This window comes from Romboutsia hominis (assembly GCF_900002575.1).
GTDB classification, from domain to species: domain Bacteria; phylum Bacillota; class Clostridia; order Peptostreptococcales; family Peptostreptococcaceae; genus Romboutsia_C; species Romboutsia_C hominis.
Map to the genome: position 1 here is coordinate 2,540,562 of NZ_LN650648.1, position 18,019 is coordinate 2,558,580.

General features: G+C 29.0%; 12 protein-coding genes and 3 riboswitches. Of the genes, 1 reads left to right on the forward strand and 11 read right to left on the reverse strand.

Features of this window, described 5'->3' with window-relative positions; translation table 11 throughout:
- Window positions 1–13 precede the first annotated feature (13 nt).
- From FRIFI_RS12375 to FRIFI_RS12415, 9 genes are all read right to left on the reverse strand, one after another.
- Entirely contained in the window at window positions 14–886 is an 873-nt protein-coding gene (locus FRIFI_RS12375) for a bifunctional 5,10-methylenetetrahydrofolate dehydrogenase/5,10-methenyltetrahydrofolate cyclohydrolase (RefSeq protein ID WP_092923577.1), read from the reverse strand.
- Window positions 887–953: 67 nt separating this feature from the next.
- Window positions 954–1,586, reverse strand: coding sequence for a cyclodeaminase/cyclohydrolase family protein (locus FRIFI_RS12380; protein ID WP_092923574.1), 633 nt, complete (start codon window positions 1,584–1,586; stop codon window positions 954–956).
- Window positions 1,587–1,673: 87 nt separating this feature from the next.
- Complete coding sequence (locus tag FRIFI_RS12385; RefSeq protein WP_092923570.1) at window positions 1,674–3,350, reverse strand: formate--tetrahydrofolate ligase; 1,677 nt, start codon at window positions 3,348–3,350, stop codon at window positions 1,674–1,676.
- Between the two features lie 136 nt (window positions 3,351–3,486).
- The gene (locus FRIFI_RS12390; protein WP_092923567.1) at window positions 3,487–4,266 is read right to left on the reverse strand and encodes an ATP-binding protein; all 780 of its coding nucleotides are present in this window, start codon (window positions 4,264–4,266) and stop codon (window positions 3,487–3,489) included.
- Between the two features lie 215 nt (window positions 4,267–4,481).
- On the reverse strand, window positions 4,482–6,404 hold the full coding sequence (gene cooS, locus FRIFI_RS12395; RefSeq protein WP_092923564.1) for an anaerobic carbon-monoxide dehydrogenase catalytic subunit: 1,923 nt from the start codon (window positions 6,402–6,404) through the stop codon (window positions 4,482–4,484).
- A 364-nt stretch (window positions 6,405–6,768) separates the two neighbouring features.
- Complete coding sequence (locus FRIFI_RS12400; RefSeq protein ID WP_166506011.1) at window positions 6,769–7,680, reverse strand: bifunctional enoyl-CoA hydratase/phosphate acetyltransferase; 912 nt, start codon at window positions 7,678–7,680, stop codon at window positions 6,769–6,771.
- 136 nt (window positions 7,681–7,816) lie between these two features.
- Window positions 7,817–10,984 carry a SpaA isopeptide-forming pilin-related protein gene (locus FRIFI_RS12405; RefSeq protein WP_166506012.1) on the reverse strand — a complete coding sequence of 1,056 codons (3,168 nt, stop codon included), beginning with the start codon at window positions 10,982–10,984 and terminating at the stop codon, window positions 7,817–7,819.
- 72 nt (window positions 10,985–11,056) lie between these two features.
- Window positions 11,057–11,140: riboswitch (cyclic di-GMP riboswitch) on the reverse strand.
- Between the two features lie 149 nt (window positions 11,141–11,289).
- Window positions 11,290–11,373, reverse strand: a riboswitch (cyclic di-GMP riboswitch).
- Window positions 11,374–11,522: 149 nt separating this feature from the next.
- A riboswitch (cyclic di-GMP riboswitch) is annotated at window positions 11,523–11,605 on the reverse strand.
- A gap of 97 nt (window positions 11,606–11,702) precedes the next feature.
- Entirely contained in the window at window positions 11,703–12,845 is a 1,143-nt protein-coding gene (locus FRIFI_RS12410) for a tetratricopeptide repeat protein (RefSeq protein WP_092923555.1), read from the reverse strand.
- A gap of 122 nt (window positions 12,846–12,967) precedes the next feature.
- Window positions 12,968–14,725, reverse strand: a complete 1,758-nt coding sequence (locus tag FRIFI_RS12415; RefSeq protein WP_166506013.1) for a B12-binding domain-containing radical SAM protein — start codon at window positions 14,723–14,725, stop codon at window positions 12,968–12,970.
- Window positions 14,726–14,888: 163 nt separating this feature from the next.
- On the opposite strand from FRIFI_RS12415, the gene FRIFI_RS12420 reads away from it, so the two are divergent.
- Window positions 14,889–15,089, forward strand: a complete 201-nt coding sequence (locus FRIFI_RS12420; RefSeq protein WP_166506014.1) for a hypothetical protein — start codon at window positions 14,889–14,891, stop codon at window positions 15,087–15,089.
- On the opposite strand, the gene FRIFI_RS12425 is transcribed toward FRIFI_RS12420, so the two are convergent.
- On the reverse strand, window positions 15,086–16,042 hold the full coding sequence (locus FRIFI_RS12425) for a hypothetical protein (RefSeq protein ID WP_240294285.1): 957 nt from the start codon (window positions 16,040–16,042) through the stop codon (window positions 15,086–15,088). The genes FRIFI_RS12420 and FRIFI_RS12425 overlap by 4 nt on opposite strands.
- A gap of 267 nt (window positions 16,043–16,309) precedes the next feature.
- Window positions 16,310–18,010 carry an arginine--tRNA ligase gene (gene argS / locus FRIFI_RS12430; protein ID WP_092923546.1) on the reverse strand — a complete coding sequence of 567 codons (1,701 nt, stop codon included), beginning with the start codon at window positions 18,008–18,010 and terminating at the stop codon, window positions 16,310–16,312.
- Window positions 18,011–18,019 lie beyond the last annotated feature (9 nt).

Here is an 18,019-nt window from a genome sequence, read left to right on the forward strand (position 1 = left end):
CTAAAAACTTATCTTATTTGTTGTTTTGTAACTTACAAGCTTTAACTACATGCTTAGCAAGTATAGATGTAGTTACAGAACCTACTCCTGCTGGAACTGGAGTTATCATAGATACTTTATCAAGTACTGCGTTAGTATCAACATCTCCACATAAGTTTCCTTCTGCATCTACGTTTATACCAACATCTATAACAACTGCTCCTTCTTTAACGAAATCTTCTTTAACCATTCTCGCTCTACCAACAGCAGCAACTAATACATCAGCTTCAGAAGTTACTTTAGCTAAATCTTTAGTTCTTGAATGGCATATAGTAACTGTTGCATTTTCATTTAATAAAAGCATTGCAGCAGGCTTTCCAACAACCATTGATCTACCTAATACAGCTACCTTAGATCCACTTAATTCAACACCATAGTGCTTTAATATTTCAACTACTGCAGTTGGTGTACATGGAGGGAATCCAGTTTTATCTCCTTCCATAACTTTAGCAGAGTTTATTGGGCTGAAACTATCTACGTCTTTTTCTGGAGATATTATGTACTTTATAGCTTCTTCATCTAATTGCTTTGGAAGAGGTCTAAAGCATAATATACCATTAACATTTTTATCTTCATTTAATCCCTTTAATGTTTTTATGTATTCTTCTTGAGTTACATCTTCTGGTAATTCAACAACTTGAGTTTGTATTCCTATGCTTTCACATCTTTTTAATGCTCCTCTTTCGTAAGCTAAGTCACTTCCATTTGCACCTACCCTTAATATAGCTAACTTAGGATTTATACCCTCTTTAACTAATTCATTAACTTCTTTTATTAAGTTTTCACTTATTTGGTCAGCAACTGGCTTTCCTTTTATTATTTGTCCTTTTGTTATAGTTGTTTCCATGGATCCAATTCCCCCTATTAATTTATATTTATATACTTTATGTAATTCTTGATTTCTATTTAAATAATTACTTACCTAATGCTTTTTCAACTTTAGCGTAAACTTCATCACATATCTTTACGCCTTCTTCAACTAAAGTATCAACTTCATTTTTAACTTTAGCTACATATTCTTCGTCTTTTATTGAATTAATATTTATTACTACATTTAATTGGCCACTAAGTATAGCAGCTCTTAAACATTGTACTCCAACACCTACATCACTTATTGCAAGTCTTGAACCTTTATCTACTAAATCTTCATGTAATTTTATTGCATCAAAGCATACTCTTACTATATTTATTGGAACTTCGCAAGCTACCTTTAAAGCTTTCTCCATTGTTTCTTCTTTTATCTTCTTTTCTTCCTCAGTTGATGTAGGAAGACCGTAAGCTTTTGAAAGAGGTAAGAAGTTTTCTGCATCTTCATCTATCATGCTTAATAATTTCTTTTCTATATCTCCTGCTTTAGCTAAGATTTCTTTTATGCTTTCTTCATATTCAGCATATTTTTTCTTACCTATTGTTAAGTTACAAACCATGCTACCTAAAGCCATTCCTATAGCTCCAACTAGACTAGCTGCTCCTCCTCCTCCAGGTACTGCTGATTTAGAAGCTAAAACTTCTACAAATTCAACACAAGTTTTTTCTGATATTTTCATTTTCTTCCCCCTTGAATCATCTAAGGTTTTTATATGTAATCAGTAGGGTATGACTATAGTCATACTCTACTGTTTCATTCTCCTTTATTAGAATAATCCTGAGATTACTCCATTTTCATCAACATCTATTCTTTCAGCTGCTGGAACTTTTGGAAGTCCTGGCATCTTCATTATCTGCCCAGTTAAAGCAACTATAAATCCAGCACCTGCTGATACTGTTAATTGTCTAACTGTTATTCTAAATCCTGTTGGTCTTCCTAACTTAGTCTGATCATCAGTTAAAGAATATTGAGTTTTAGCCATACATATTGGCATTTTTCCGCATCCTATTTTTTCTAATTTTGCTAATTCTTTTTGAGCTTGTGGAGTAAAATCTACACCATCAGCTCCATATATCTTAGTAGCTATAGCATTTATTTTTTCTTCTATTGATAAATCATCTTCATAGCAGAATTCAAATTCATTTGGCTCGCTAGTTAATCTTATAACTTCTTTAGCTAGCTCAATTCCACCTTCTCCACCTTTTGCCCATACTTGAGATAATGCAACGTTAACACCTAGTTCTTGGCATTTAGCTCTTACTAAGTTAACTTCTGCTTCTGTATCAGTTGGGAATTCATTTATAGCCACTACTGCTGGTAATTTAAATACTTGAGTTATATTTTCAACATGCTTTAATAAGTTTGGAATTCCTCTTTCTAAAGCTTCTAAGTTTTCATTATTTAATTGATCTTTTGGTACTCCACCGTTATATTTTAATGCTCTTACTGTAGCAACTATTATAACAGCATCTGGCTTTAAGTTAGCCATTCTACATTTTATATCTAAGAATTTTTCAGCACCTAAGTCAGCACCAAATCCTCCCTCTGTTACTACATAGTCAGCAAAGTGCATAGCCATTCTTGTAGCTATAACAGAGTTACAACCATGAGCTATATTAGCAAATGGTCCACCATGTACAAATGCAGGTGTTCCTTCTAATGTTTGAACTAAATTTGGCTTTAATGCATCTTTTAATAATGCAGCCATAGCTCCATTAGCTTTTAATTGCTCAGCAGTTACAGGATCTCCATTAAAGTTGTATCCAACTATTATTCTTCCTAATCTAGCTTTTAAATCAACTATATCACTTGCTAAACAGAAAGCAGCCATTACTTCTGAAGCAACTGTTATATCAAATCCATCTTCTCTAGCTACACCATCACCTCTTGATCCTAAACCGTCAACAACATTTCTTAGTTGTCTATCGTTCATATCAACACATCTTCTCCAAGTTATGCTTCTAGAGTCTATTCCTAATTCATTTCCTTGGTGGATGTGATTATCAAGCATAGCAGCTAATAAGTTATTCGCAGCTCCTATTGCATGGAAATCTCCTGTAAAGTGTAAGTTTATATCTTCCATAGGAACAACTTGCGCATATCCTCCACCAGCTGCTCCACCTTTAACACCAAATACAGGTCCTAAAGAAGGCTCTCTTAATGCAACTAATACATTTTCTCCTAATTTAGCTAATCCATCAGCTACACCTATAGTTGTAGTAGTTTTTCCTTCTCCTGCTGGAGTTGGGTTTATAGCTGTAGTTAATATTAATTTAGCTTTTTTCCCACCATTGTCTCTTTTTAATAAGTTGTAATCTACTTTAGCTTTGTATTTACCATATAGTTCTATATCATCTTCTGATAAATTTAATTTTTTAGCTATCTCTCTTATATCTTGTGGCTTAGCTTCTTGTGCTATTTCTATATCTGATTTAAATCCCATTACTCAATCTCCTCCTACAAATTTAATAATTTTATATTTCACTATGTATGTATACCACAAAGTTAATGGTTTTAAATACATATAGTGTTTAACATAATTATTATGACACTTAAAAGTTAGATTTTTGACATTTCAGTTATATATTTTGCAATTTAACTAGATGGTTTTTAATTGCTTTTATCTGATTTTTAGTCTCTTCACTTGTGTCATATGGAGATTTGTTTGATCTATCTGCGTCTATAACATCTTGGTTATAGTATATAAATCCTAATGGTTCCCCATCCTCTAGGTTAGAGATTATGAATTCCTCGTCTTCTTTATTTCTAATTTTATTTCCTACGACAAATACTTTTTTAACTCCTATATCTTGTCCTAGCTTTTTTACTTTTCTATAGGTCTGAAGACTTCTTTCTCCAGGCTCAACAACTACTATAAATGCATCTACACTTTCAGCTGTTCCTCTCCCTAAATGTTCAATACCTGCTTCCATATCCATAACAACTACATCTTTATTTTGTAATATTAAGTGTGAACATAGCCTTTTTAGTAGTACATGTTCTGGACAAACACATCCACTACCACCAGAATCTACTGTTCCTAATGTAAGTAGCCTTACTCCATTATGTTCTTTACATAAATTTTCTGGTATGTCATCTACCTTAGGATTCATTTTAAACATTTTTCCAAATGATCCTACTGATGCAGCAGTCCTATCTGAAACAAGTTTTTTCATTTCTGAGATTGGAACTATTGACTCATAGACTTCTCTTGGAAATCCTAGTGCTAAAGCTAAGTTTGCATCTGGATCAGCATCAACTGCTAGTACTCTATATCCATCTTCTGCAAACATTCTAGATAGCATTGAAGAAAAAGTTGTTTTACCTACTCCGCCCTTACCTGTTATTGCTATTTTCATATTATACCACCTTTTGTCATTAGTTACTTTATTTTTTAATGTTTATTTCTGTTTTTCTTTATTTAAATCTGGTCAATCCCTTTGTATGTCTACATTTATTTAAATTTAATTATTTTTAGTCTTTTATTTATATTAAACGATAAGTAGATATTTGTTATATTTATATCCACTTATCGTTTTTAGACTAATAAATAATTATTACTTATTTTGCATTATTAAGCTTCAACAGTAGCTTCTTCATTCATTTTTTCTTCTACTAATTTTTCAAAATGAACACGTTTCTTTTCTATATCTTGTATTATCATTTGAGCTAATTCTTCAGGATTTTCATTTACCTTGAATGTAGCTCCTACTGAATCTTGTAATGTTTGAGTCAATATCTCAACAGTTTTGTCAGAACCAGCAACTGGAGGCATAATTCCTAAGTATGTATCTATCCCTGATGCTACAACATAAGTACCTATAGCAACAGCTTTTTCTGACATCCATTCTGGTGCTACACCTGCTACTGGAATATCACACATATCCATATCTAAGAACTTAGCAACTTCTGACACTACAGATAATATACGACTACAGTCAACACAAGAACCTAAGTGTATTACTGGAGGTATATCAACTAACTCACAAACTGTTGCAAGCCCCTTACTAGCCATACTTCTAGCTTCTTTAGTTAATAGTCCAAATTTACCAGCAGCTGAAGCACCACAACCTGTAGTAACTACAAGTATATCGTTTTTAATTAATTCTTTCATTATAGTAACATGAGCTTTATTTGAAGTACTTCTTGCATTGTTACATCCAACAACACCAACTACCCCTCTTAATACTCCTGATTTTAAGCAGTCTACTAATGGTTTAACAGTTCCCGCTTGATCTATTTGAGAGTTTACAACTCTATCTAATTGACCTATTATTGCTTGTTCACTGAATCCTACAGTTGTTGAAGATTTTAACTGTGGTATTTCAACTTTTTCTTTATCTCTATTTTTGAAGTTTAGTATAGCTTCTCTTACTATTCTCTTGGCATCATCAAGAGCTGTTTCTTCTGTGAATTCTATATAAGTTGATCCTGCTATTTTTGCCTTTGGAGATGTTGTTATGAATTTAGTGTGATAACATTCTGCGACTTTTGCTAATGCAGGGAATATACATTGAACGTCAACTATCATTGCTTCTACAGCACCTGTTACGATAGCTAACTCTTGTTGGTGGAAGTCTCCTGCAGTTCTTACACCATGTCTCATTGTAACCTCATTACCAGTACAACACATACCAGCTAAGTTTATTCCATCTGCTCCCATTTCTTTAGCTAATGCTACTAATTCTGGATCTTCAGATGCTAAAACTATCATCTCTGATAATGATGGTTCATGTCCATGTAATATTATGTTTACTTTATTATCTTCTAATACTCCTAGATTTGCTTCTGATTGTCTAACTGTTGGTGTTCCGAATAGTATATCACTGAATATAGTTCCTATCATTGATCCACCCCATCCATCTGATAATGAAGTTCTCATTGATAAGTTTATTAAACTATCTATATCAGCTGTACATCCCATATGAGTTGAGTGCATTATTGTGGCTATTTCTCTATCTATAGCTCTTGGTTCTATTGCGTATCTTTTCCATATTTCTTGTCTTTGCTTTGGAGCACGACTTAAGAAGTTTAATACTCCATGTGGTTTACCAAACTCCATTAAAGCTATATCTGCAACTTCATGAGCTATATCATATATATCTCGATCTTCAGTCTCTACTCCCCATTCTTTAGCTAAATTAACTAATTTAACTTCATCTTTTATAGTGTAGTTTCCATCTCTGCTAGATAAAGATAATGTATGAGCTATACCCCTTGCATGATCAGAGTGAGCTGCAGTCCCCGCTGCAACCATTCTAGCAAAGTTTCTACCTACTATTACATGCTCATCAGCTCCACATAATCCAAGTGGAGTTTTAGGAGTTATTCTACAAGGTCCAGCTGCACATATTCTACAACAAGTTCCTTGAAGACCAAATCCACATTGAGCCTTCATAGAAAGCTTTCTATCATACATAGTTTCTACACCATCTTTTGCAGCCTTATCTAACATAGCTTGACTGTTCAAATCGATAGTCATCATTTTTTTATCCATATTCCTATCCCCTTTTTCCTTGATTTTTAATCCTAGAGGTGATAAAAAATTATGTCCATTGTAAGACTAAAGTTATTGATTCCCTAATTTGATTATATACTAAATTTTGTTAATTTGGTATTCTTTTAAATATTTTTTTAACAAAATTAGTTTGCTCAATATAAGTTATTTTTTTATATAAAATATACTTCTTATATAAAACTTTATATAAGAAGTATATTTTATATTTTCCAAATATTATTTCTTGAAAACTATATATTAATTTAAAATTTTTATTAATTTAAATCATTTTTATTAATTTAAATCATTTTTGTAAAACGTTTACCTATTTATATTATAGTATTGTTTGCATTATTTGTATATATTATTTCATGCTCTTGGCAATAAGCGCTCCATATGCTATAGAATATAACTTAGATTCATGACTATCTGCTCTTGATACCAATACTACTGGGGCTTTTGCTCCCATTATAATTCCTGCTGATTTCGCATTTGCCATATATGTAAATGATTTTCCTATTCCATTTCCAACTTCAATATTTGGAACTAGTAATATATCTGTATCTCCACTTACTTCACTTTTAAATCCTTTTATTTCACTTGATTCTTTTGATATAGCTAAATCAAACGCAAGTGGACCTTCAACTATAACACCTTCTCCAAATTTACCTTCTTTACAAGCTTCTTGTAATAGTCTAGCATCTACTGTAGCTTGCATTTTTGGATTTACTTTTTCTTTTGCTGCTAAACATGCTACCTTTATCTCATCCACACCTAAACATTTTGCCGCTTGTATTGCATTTTTTAGTATTTTTTCTTTTTGTTCATAATCTGGAGATATGTTCATTCCGCCATCTGTTAATATTAAAAGCTTATGGTAGTTTTCAAGTTGATATATCATTACATGACTAAGTAAACTCTCTGTTCTAAGTCCATACTCTTTATTGAGCACTGACTTTAATAGTATTGATGTATCAAGTAATCCCTTCATAACAAAATCAGCTTCTTGTTTAGACACTAACTCTACGGCAATCTTTGCACTTTCTTCTATACTTGGCGAGTCTATTATAGTTATACCTTCTAACTCAAAGTTTATGTCATTTGATATAGACTTTATTTTATCTGCTTGTCCTACTAATATAGGTTGTATAACTTCTTTATTAACTGCATCCTTTATAGCTAATAAAACTTCTCTATCTTCTGCTGCTGCAACTGAAAGTATTACTTTTTCTTCTTGCTTTAGTTTGTCTAACATATCGTGTAAATCTTTTATCATCTCATACTCCCCCTTGTTATATATATTTAAATAATATCACATTTAGTACTAAAATAGTTTTCTAGTAGTATAGTCTAAATATTCTATAAAATTAAAAAAATAGTATTAGCATAATACACTAATACTATTTTTTTATTTACTTTCTCTTGTTTATAAATACAATCCCCACTAAAGCTAATATAACTAATGCAATATATCCTATTATAGATTCTTCTCCTGTTTTAGGAGTATTAGTAGTTTTATCTAATACTTTATTATCATTATTATATTTATGCTCTAATTCCTTTGTCTTGCTATTAGTATTTTTTTCAGACACTTCATCTTTCTCATTTTCAAAAACTAATTTTACATTTTCTTTTTGATTAGGCTTTATCTCAAAATTTTGTACTTCATTTGTTAATGGGTACCCTTCTGATGATTTTGTTTCTACTGCTTTATACTTGCCTGGTTCTAGACTTACTGTAGCTGTTCCGTCTTTTCCAGTTGTTGTTGTTGTCACATTTTTTCCATCTTGTGTTTGGATTTCAAACTCTGTTCCTGGCAACATTTTACTTGGATTGTCTTTATCAACTTCCTTTATTTCTACTTCTCCATTTGTTTTTTCATCTACTACTTTATTATCATTATTATATTTATCTTCTGATTCACTTTGCTTATTATTAGTATCTTTTACAGGCAATTCTTCCCTCTTATTTTCAAAAACTAATTTTATATTTTCTTTTTGATTAGGCTTTATCTCAAAATTTTGTACTTCATTTGTTAATACATATCCTTCTGATGCTTTTGTTTCTACTGCTCTATATTCTCCCGGCTTTAAAGTTGCTCTTGCTATACCGTCTTCTCCAGTTATTATCGTTGTCACCTTTTTCCCATCTTGTGTTTGGATTTCGAACTCTGTCCCTGGTAACACCTTACTTGTATCATCTTTATCTACTTTCTTTATTTCTACTTCTCCACTTGATTTATTCTCTGATTCATTTAACTTATTGTTAATTTTTTCAGTAGGAATTTCTTGCTTCTCATTTTCAAATACTAATTTTGCATCTTCCTTTTGATTAAACTTTATTTCGAAGTTTTGTACTTCATTTGTTAATATATATCCTTTGGATGCTTTTGTTTCTACTGCTTTATACTTTCCTGGCTTTAGACTTGCTCTTGCTATTCCGTCCTTTCCAGTTATTATCGTTGTTACCTTTTGCCCATCTTGTGTTTGTATTTCAAACTCTGTTCCTGGTAACACTTTACTTGTATTATCTTTATCTACTTTCTTTATTTCTACTTCTCCATTTGTTTTCTCATTTGTTATAGTTCCTATATTTTTAACAGTTCCTATATCACTTTTTTCTATAGTAAACTTTATGTCTTTTCCATCTACTGAATATCCCTCTGGAGCTTTTACTTCTTGTAAATAATATGTTCCTACATTATCTACATCTGATTTAATTAATCCATTCTCATCACTAGTTAATTTTCCTATAACTTTCTTATTAGAATCTTTTAGATTAAATATAGCTCCACTAAGCTTACTTTCCTTATTTTCACTATCAACTTTAATAGCTTCAAAAGCATATCCCTTTTTAGTTTCAACTTTATTACTTGGATTACCATTTATTTTAGCTATATTTGATACAGTTGTTCCATCTTTTACATTGCTAAAATCAGTATATATTTTTACTTCTAAATTTTCTTTGTAATTTATTTGTCCCTTATCATTGATAATATTGACTGTATTATTTGCTTTATCTATTTTACTAGAAAAAGCATCTGGAACTTCAACTTTTACGATCTTTACGTTCGGATCTAATTTATCTACTAAATCTATATATCCCTTTTGGAATACACCAAAACTCTCAAAGTTTATAGAATATACAACACTTTGGTCATCATCTTTTTCTAATTTAGTCTTATCAACAGATTTGTGAGCATTTATAGCTCCTGCATTGTATTCATATTTAACCGTATCATCAACACTATTTCTAGTTCCATTGTATGATAACTTTGCAGTATTTGAGTATGAATCTTCAACATTTGTAATCTTCATGTCGTAACAAACAATATAGTAATCATCTACGTTTCCAAAATTTATAGTTAAATTTCCATTATTAGTGTTTATTTTATCTTTAAATTGATCTGTTACCCACTCAAAGCTTTCATCTTTATTGTATTTACCTATACTTATACTGTCCTTTAAAAGTTCCATTCCTTTAGGTGTAAAGTCATTTAAAGTTACATTTTTAAGATTTGACCTATTTTCATTAATATCTATTCTATATCTTACATTTTCGTTCATAGATGCTACATTTTTACCTTCTGAATTTTTAGCAGAGGTATAACTATACTTACTTATAACATCTTTTGCTTCATTTTTTTGTTTTAATATAACAGTACTATTTAACTTACCATCGCTTTTATTAAATACTGCTGTATTCTTATAAGAACTCAAATTTTGAGTAATCTTTGTCTTATAAGTTACAATATATTTATCTTTAATATTTCCAAAGTTTATACTAAGCCTATTAGATGATTTGCTTATATTTAAGCTATCTGTGACATCTGTTTCTGCGCTATCTCTTTCTATTTTAATTACATTTACAGAACTTGGTATAAGCTCCATTCCTTCAGGCATATTATCTGTTAATACTGCATTTGATATATTTGAAAATTTCTCATTAACATATACTCTATATTGTTGAGTTTTTCCTAGTACTGGATAATATATATTTCCTACCGTATTTCCATCTGAATCTACATGGTCATAATTATTTATAGTTTTAAGAATCTGTCTATCTATTATAGGCTCTGTTTCATTAGATGGTTTTATAGCTATTTCTATGCTAGTAACTGGTTTTCCATCAATCCATACCTCTATCTTCTGATTATCTACTTCTTCCGTTTTATCTGCATATGCTGATACATTAACATATCCTCCTATTGCATCATAAACATCATCCCCAAAAGTTGCTACTACTTTATTACCTTCCATTTGTACACTTTTAAAATGCTCTGGGGGGAATTTAAAGCTAAATCTTTCAAGCCAACTAGGCATTTCAAATTCTATAGTATCACCTGGTTTTATACTCCCTGGACCATATTTAGCCTTATACTCTAGTTTAAAATTCAATTTTTCTCCAGGCTCAATCTCTTTTTTATCACATGTTATAGATACTTCTATTGTATCCCCTTGATTATCTGTCTTAACTTCTTCAGCATACGCAAAATGTGTATTAATTAACACATTTATAACCATTAGTACTGACGTAAGTATCGATATTATTTTTTTTCCTAACTTGTATTTATTTTTCAATAAATTTCACCACCCTTTTTAAATCTTTTTATTTTAAAATAAAAAAGACTATTCAAGATAATGATGATTTATTATCTGAATAGTCGGTTGCACTATTAACTCCATATACCTCAAGTGCCCATATACAAGGTATACTTCTTCATTCCTATTTTTAGCTTATATGTATTTATGCCCTTTTAATAATTTTGCTTTGTGTGCATTTATGCTATATAAAATTGTTAGCTTTCATTTAATTTTCATTAATGTCTTATCAATAAACTTTTATTTTAAAATAAAAAAGACTATTCAAGATAATAATGATTTATTATCTGAATAGTCGGTTGCACTATTAACTCCATATACCTCAAGTGCCCATATACAAGGTATACTTCTTCATTCCTATTTTTAGCTTATATGTATTTATGTCCTTTTAATTATTTTAATTTGTTCGCATTTATGCTATATAAAATTGTTAGCTTTCATTTAATTTTCATTAATATCTTATCAATAAACTTGTATCTTAAAATAAAAAAGACTATTCGAATAATATTTAAATATTATCTGAATAGTCGGTTGCACTATTAACTCCATATACCTCAAGTGCCCATATACAAGGTATACTTCTTCGCTCCTAATTTTAACTTTTGAATATAATTATATAATCTCAGTGATTTATTATACCCTTTAATTTAGTTAAAGTCAATTTTAGATTTTTTTATAGTAAATTTTAACTTATTTTTTATCTATATTTATCAAGTTCTCTTAAACATGCCACTGTAATTTCATCTTGTGGATCTAATTCATAAGCTCTTTCTATATAATATATAGCATCATCTATATCACCTTTGTTTAGATATGCCATCCCTAAATTGCATAATATTTCTGGATCTTCTTTTATTTTAGCTGCTTGTTCAAAGTGTTCTATAGCTTTATCTATATTGAACATACTAGCTTCACAAAGGCCTAGTTCAACCATTGTATCTACTTGATGTGGTTTAGTTATAAGTATTTTTTCAAAATATTTCTTAGCTTCTTCAAATTCACCCATATTTTTATAAGCTAATCCTATCATAAATAATAAGTTCCACCAATCAGGATGATCTTGTTCAAGAGGTAATAATTTTTCTAGTCCTTCTTCACATTTTCCTTGGAATACTAAATTATAACCTTCTTCATATTGAACTTTAAAGTCCATCTTTCCTATATTTTCTTGAACCTCTGCCATTAAGTCTGCATCTAACCCTAATTTTTGTGCTTCTTCCCATATAACTCTAGCCTTTAAATATTGACCTTGATTGTAGTAATGGTATCCTAAATGATAGTAAGCTAAAGCAAAGTTTTCATCTAATTGTATAACCATTTCCAACTTTTCTAAGGCTTCTAATAAAAACTTATTCATAGCTTCTTTGTCCATATCTTTTTGATACTGCTTTGCTAGTTCCTGGCAAACTATTGAATAATGATATAATCCATCTATGTCATTTGGATACATACTTATCATAGCTTTTAAGTATATTAACGAATCAGTTATCTCACCAATATCAAAGTATTTTTTAGACATATAGCCCATATATTCTTTTATATTTATATTTACTTTTTTGCTAAAAGCATCTAAAAATTTTCTGTATTCTTCATTATACTTAAATTGGCTATCAATACCCATTATATATATCATAGCATCTGCTATAGACATTGTATTTATCTTATCTTGTGCTGTCTTTTCTTTTATTCCTTTAACTAATACCTCATTTTTTATAGGTACATCTAATCCACCCTTAGGTATAGTGTAACCTTCTAAGTTAAATTCTCCACCATGTTTTATAGTTATAAAAGATAATTCTTCTGTTTTCTTTAATAAATACTTTTCTATTTTAAACTTCATTTTTTCCTCCTTTGTAACTTCACATAATAATTTTTAATCTATTAATGTTTATACCCATTAAAAATTTATGTGATATGTTTTCATAATATATAATACCAATATGTAATAATTAGCATTTAATATTATATGTTAACACTATATGACTTTGACTTTTCAAAAACTTTGTTATCATCATCATAGACAAATAAAATTATATTTTTTATCTCTTTTATATCAGCATGTATATCTTCTTTTAACTTTAATATATCGAATCTAAATGGTTCAAAATGAACATATTTTATTATATGCTTAGCTGGTTTATTTTCAAACTGTGGTATATATTTTAATATGTTATCTTCATTTTGTAAGAACATATGACATCTATTTTTAAAATCTTCTACATCTTCTTTATTGAATATTTGAGGTAAATTTGAAGTTTTACCTAATGATATATAATCATACTTTAATATATCATTAAATAATTCATTTTTATCATTTATCTTATCGTTGTAGAAATCTAATAATATTTTATATAATTGATTCTTACCTTGTGCTACATCAAAATACCCATTTTCATCAAAGTAAGTTGCAAATTCTTCAAAGAATTTAAATGGACTTTGCTCATAATAATTATGTATTATGTATCTCATTGACAATACAAAGTTTTTAGAGTTATAGTATCTTTCTAGTATTTCTTCTATATCTTTTAACTTTATCATTTCGCTATAACTTATATAATCATTATATAATACTTCATATGGTGTATAATCTTTGTATCTATATCCATGTTCTTTTGCAGTATTTCTTATACCAGTTCCTTTTATCATCTTTAAGAACCCTAATTGTATATGCTCTATACCTAAATTAAATACATCATTAAATGAATTTTCAAAGCTTGCATAATCTTCATATGGAAGTCCCGCTATTAAATCTAAATGTTGATGTATATTTCTATACGATGCTACTTTTTTAACTGCATAAGATAATTTTTCAAAATCATCTCTTCTTCCAACTGCATCAAGAGTTTTCTGGTTTGTACTTTGTACTCCTATTTCAAATTGGAATAACCCTTCTTTGCAATCTTTTAAGAAGTTTAATGTTTCCTCATCTAATAAGTGTGCTGTGACTTCAAAATGATATGTTGTATAACCATTGTCATTTTCCATAAGGAAATTCATTATTTCTTGTGCAAACTTCTTGTTAGCATTGAAAGTTCTGTCTATAAACTTTATTTGAGATACCCTTGCATCTATTAATGCCTTTAAATCTTTTTTTACTCTATCTATACTAAAATATCTTAATCCTTCAAGTGTTGAAGATAAGCAGTATTGGCAATTAAAAGGACACCCTCTAGATGTTTCATAGTAAACAATTCTATTTTCATATTCTGCTGGATTTAAATGATCATAAGGACTAGGTATTTCATCTAGATTTTGTAATAATTCCTTAGGTTTAGTTACAACTATCTCATCGTTATTTCTATAAACTATACCTTCTACATCTTCTAAAGATTTTTGTCCTTTTAGATACATTACCAAATCTCTAAAAACTAATTCTCCCTCTCCATAAAGTATATAGTCTACAAATGAGTGCTTTTCCATAAAGCTTTCGCTATCATAAGTTACCTCTGGCCCACCTAGAGCTATCTTTATACTTGGCTTTACTTTCTTTATATTATGGCATAATCTAACTATATCGTTTACGTTCCATATATAAGTTGAAAATAGTATTACATCATAATCATGTTTGTGTATATCTTTTAATATATAATCTAAATCATTATTTATTGTATATTCTTTTAAATCTACTTCTACTAAGTCTTTTACAAACTCTTTTAAATATCTTATTGCTAAATTTGTATGTATAAATTTTGAATTTAACGTTGTTAATAAAATTTTCAATTATTTCACCTCTTTTTTCATTTATGCTATGATTTTCTGTACATTTTAGGTTAAAATACTATATGTAGTATATTATCATTTTTTTCTTTAATAGAAGGTTTTTTAAACCTTTTTGTAGAATAATAGTATCATAATTATATCTAATTTAGAAAGGAAGTTTTTTATGGAATTAATCGATCAAGTATCTATCAATGCCTTATCAAAAAGGGACTTATTGCTTATTATAAAAGCCTTAGAGTATACAAATGAAAATACTGGACTTAATGAATTTATAGATTTAAGAAACAGTATAATAAAAGAACTATGCTTTTTAACTAACACTAGCGAAGAAGATTTTGTTAATTACCTAGAAAATACTAACTAAGATTTTTTAAATTTAAGATTATATATTCCTGATTTAGCTTTGACTCCTATCTCAAGAATATCATTTTTAAAATCTTTTTTTATAATTTCAATTTGATTAAATATCGGATCTATAGTAATTTCCCCTACTTCTAATTTAATTAGGGATCTTGGATCTACACGATTATTATAAATCTTTTTGTTAATTATATATTTTCTTAGTTTAATTACATATTCAGCCATTGATAAGGTGAAGTCTATATTGTTTATATTTAAATTCTCTTCGAAGTTTAGTATAGATAGTATAGATTTTTTTATACTTAATATTCCATTATCACTTATTTCCCTATCTTCAATATATATATCATACAATACATTTAACATATTTATTAATACTTTATCTTCTTCGTATTCATATACTTTTAAATCTATATACTTGTCTATTATTTGTATTGCTTTAATTCGTTCCATTTGAAACTTAACTACTTGAGATTTATCTAATTCCATTGTAAATCCTATAATTTTTTCTTTTGCACTTTGCAATAATTCTTCATATTCTACATTTTTATTTTCTATTAATTTATGGATTATAATATTATAGCAAATAGCACTTAATATATACTCATATGTATTTTCTTCTATTTTAAGAAACCTTATATACTTACTCACTAAATCAATAACAACTTCTTCACTTTTATCTGCGTTTGTGTTTGAAAGTATTACTGGAAGTAATATATTTATTATATTTTTACTACTTAACTTCTCTCCATAAAATTTATAGTATATTAATTCATCTCTTAGTCTATTGCTATCTATATATACATATCTCTGTATTTTATCATCAATAAGACATTTTGTATTTATTATTATTAAATCTTTTAATGATTTGTCATTCATTTCAAATGCTGATATATATGCATTTTTTATATTATTTTCTATTGTAGTATTAGCTATCATACTCTTAACCTTTCTCATATGAAACTCTATATTACTTTATTGTTATCATCTATTATACTTAATATACTTTGCTTTGACTAACCAAAAAAAAGAGACAGTTTTTCACTGCCATTTTAAAACTTAATTATATTTAATAAACTATATAAATTATTACTAATTATATTTTTACATAAATTTAAAATAAATATATTAGAAAATATTATAGTGGTAACTAGAACCAATAGTTTTAGCTACCACTGTATATTATATCTAAATTATAATATTAATTTTTAATCAATATTATAATTACATTCTTTCTGGTGCATGCATACCTAATAACTTAAGAGCATTCTCTATTGTTTGTCTAGTAGCAGCAACTAAAGCAAGTCTTGCTTTTCTTAATTCAACATCTTCAACTAATATGGCATTGTCATGGTAAAATTTATTGAATGCTTGTGCTAAATCTAATACAAATCTAGTTATTATGTGTGGTTCATTCTTTCTTAAAGCATTAAGTATAGACTTGTTGAAAGATGCTATAACCTTTAATACTTCTGAACTATCTTCATCATTTAATAATTCATAATTTATATCTGTAGTTATTTCTTCATTAGCTTTTCTTAAAACTGCACAACATCTTGCATGAGTATATTGAACGTATGGTCCAGTTTCTCCATCAAAGCTTAAAGTTCTTTCCCATGAGAATGTATAATCTTTTATTCTGCTGTTAGATAGCTCTTGGAACACAACAGCTCCAACACCTACTTGCTTAGCTATTTCATCAACATTTAATGCATTAGGATTTTTAGCTAACATTGTTTCTTTTGTTTTTTCTATAGCTTGCTTTAATACGTCTTCTAAGAATACTACTCTACCTTTTCTTGTAGACATTGTTCCATTTTCTAAAGCAACCATACCAAATGGTACATGTACCATATCTTTAGCCCATTCAAATCCAACTAATTCTAGAACTTTGAATAATTGTTGGAAATGTAAGCTTTGTTGAGAACCAACTACATATATACACTTGTCGAAATCATAATTATTCTTTCTATAAACTGCAGCTGCTAAGTCTCTAGTCATGTATAATGTTGAACCATCATTTTTAGTTATAAGAGCTGGTGGCATATTGAATTCTTCTAACTCAACAACATTTGTTCCTTGAGATTCTTTTAATAATCCTTTTTCTTTTATAGTTTCTATTACTGAGTCCATTTTGTCAGAGTAGAAACTTTCTCCATTATATGAATCAAACTCTATATCTAATAAGTCATAAACTCTAGCAAATTCTTTTAAACTTTCATCTCTGAACCATTGCCATAATGCTTTAGCTTCAGCATCTCCATTTTCTAATTTAGTGAACCAAGCTCTTGCCTCATCTTCCATCTCTGGGTGCTTTTCAGCTTCATCATGGAATTGTATGTATAATTTTAATAATTCTGGTATTGGGTTGGCTTCTACAGCTTCTTTACTACCCCATAATTTGAAAGCCACTATTAACTTACCAAATTGAGTTCCGTAGTCTCCTAAGTGATTTATTCTTACTGTATTGTATCCTTGAGAATCATATATTTTGTATAAAGAATTTCCTATAACAGTAGTTCTTATATGCCCTATATGGAATGGCTTAGCGATATTTGGAGATGAGAAGTCTATTACAACTGTCTTATCCTTTCCTAAATCACTGTGTCCGTACTTTTCTTTTTGAGTTAAAACATCATTTATAACATTTTTAGCTAATTGAGATTTGTCAACGAAGAAGTTAACATATCCTCCTAAAGGTAATACCTTAGATATTGCTCCTTTAGCTTCTATTTTTTCTGCTAATTCTGCCGCTATCATATTTGGAGCTTTTCTAAATACTTTTGCTAATTTAAAGCAAGGAAATGCATAATCTCCCATTTCTTTGTTTGGTGGTACTTCTATAAGACCAACTATTTCTTCTAATGTTAAATCTTCTATGTTTTCTTTTAAGCAGTTTGCTATTTCTATCTTAAAATCTTGCATTATATTTCT

Excerpts from the sequence above, each read along its gene's own strand:
- FRIFI_RS12375 (WP_092923577.1), bottom strand. The coding sequence starts at position 886 with ATGGAAACAACTATAACAAAAGGACAAATAATAAAAGGAAAGCCAGTT.
- FRIFI_RS12380 (WP_092923574.1), bottom strand. The coding sequence starts at position 1,586 with ATGAAAATATCAGAAAAAACTTGTGTTGAATTTGTAGAAGTTTTAGCT.
- FRIFI_RS12385 (WP_092923570.1), bottom strand. The coding sequence starts at position 3,350 with ATGGGATTTAAATCAGATATAGAAATAGCACAAGAAGCTAAGCCACAA.
- FRIFI_RS12390 (WP_092923567.1), bottom strand. The coding sequence starts at position 4,266 with ATGAAAATAGCAATAACAGGTAAGGGCGGAGTAGGTAAAACAACTTTT.
- cooS (WP_092923564.1), bottom strand. The coding sequence starts at position 6,404 with ATGGATAAAAAAATGATGACTATCGATTTGAACAGTCAAGCTATGTTA.
- FRIFI_RS12400 (WP_166506011.1), bottom strand. The coding sequence starts at position 7,680 with ATGATAAAAGATTTACACGATATGTTAGACAAACTAAAGCAAGAAGAA.
- FRIFI_RS12410 (WP_092923555.1), bottom strand. The coding sequence starts at position 12,845 with ATGAAGTTTAAAATAGAAAAGTATTTATTAAAGAAAACAGAAGAATTA.
- FRIFI_RS12420 (WP_166506014.1), top strand. The coding sequence starts at position 14,889 with ATGGAATTAATCGATCAAGTATCTATCAATGCCTTATCAAAAAGGGAC.
- FRIFI_RS12425 (WP_240294285.1), bottom strand. The coding sequence starts at position 16,042 with ATGAGAAAGGTTAAGAGTATGATAGCTAATACTACAATAGAAAATAAT.
- argS (WP_092923546.1), bottom strand. The coding sequence starts at position 18,010 with ATGCAAGATTTTAAGATAGAAATAGCAAACTGCTTAAAAGAAAACATA.